The following is a 1211-nucleotide window of genomic DNA, read 5'->3' as shown; positions in this document are numbered from 1 at the left end:
AAAAAAAATAATTTTTTTAAATTATNTNNNTATTTCAGCACCACGAAAAANGATTTTTGTTAAAAANCTAAAATTAATAATTTAATTACTAAATATTTTGTAAAAATACCTCTTTGGAGGATAATCAACCTAAACTCGGTCGTGGTTTCTCATTAATAATTTTCATAACTTTATTAATTTCTTTTTGAGTAATATTGTTAAAATCTGTTCCCTTAATAAGATATTCTCTAATATCTCTATTCATTCTTNCAATTTTAGGTTTTTGTTTTGGTTTANCGGGGTCACAAAAATAAACATTAGTTCCAGTAATTTTTTCAANTCCTTTTCAGTTTGAAAATTCTTTTCCTCTATCANTTATAATTCCTTTTATATTTTCTTTATAAAGTTTATTTTTAAAAATACTTTNAATGGCTTTATTAACCTCTTCTGAATTATGNTGNTNTAATTTAAANCAAATNGTATANAAACTTTTTTCTTNTNTAAAAGTNAAACAAGCAGANTGATGNTCTTTNCCAACNATACANTCCATTTGNAATCAACCAAAAGTNCCTTTTTCATGTTCTGCTTCTTCAATAAATNTAATATTANTCAATTGACCACGATCATCTTTTCTCTTTTTTGTTTTAAANTTTTTACCTTTAANATGGTAATTTTTTCTTAATTTCATTATCTTCTTCATCAAAAACCCCATGATCAATATATTTGTAAAGTGTCACATGCGAAAATGGAAACTTTTCATTATACTTTTTTTCATATTCAAAGATAATTAACATCGGTGAATAGCGTCTTTTACTTAAAATTTTTCTTATGTGATTTACAACTTTTTTTCTAATTTTAGTATATTTTATAGATTTTTTTCTTTTATTNTTATAATCATCATTCGCTTTTTTAGGATCGTATTCTTCTTTAAGTCTTTTAGNNTCTAATCTAATAGTATTACGACTTTTATTCATTACTTTTCCTATTTTAGAATAATTAGGTGTACCATTTTTCTTTTTAAATTTTTCGGATTCTAAATATTCTTTTAAATCATGTCTTTCTACTAAATTAAAATNTTTAAATTTTTTCTTTTCTTTTTTCATAANACAACCTAGCCCTTTCTATTAAAATAGTTATACAATAAAAATTAAAATTGTGAGGTACCATATACATTTTAGACCAGTTAGTCTTTTAAAAATTTTAACACAGCTTCAGTTGNTGTTAAAAAATTT

General features: G+C 22.4%; 1 pseudogene. It reads right to left on the bottom strand.

The annotated features are described in order from the left end of the window. Positions 1-88 precede the first annotated feature (88 nt). Positions 89-529 (bottom strand): annotated as a pseudogene (locus BST80_RS00230) (IS30 family transposase). Between the last annotated feature and the right edge of the window lie 682 nt (positions 530-1211).

Source organism: Spiroplasma sp. Moj, from assembly GCF_016082285.1.
In the GTDB taxonomy this organism is placed as follows: domain Bacteria; phylum Bacillota_I; class Bacilli_A; order Mycoplasmatales; family Mycoplasmataceae; genus Spiroplasma; species Spiroplasma phoeniceum.
The sequence above is the reverse complement of the archived record's forward strand: the minus strand, read 5'-3'. Positions and strand labels throughout refer to the sequence as shown.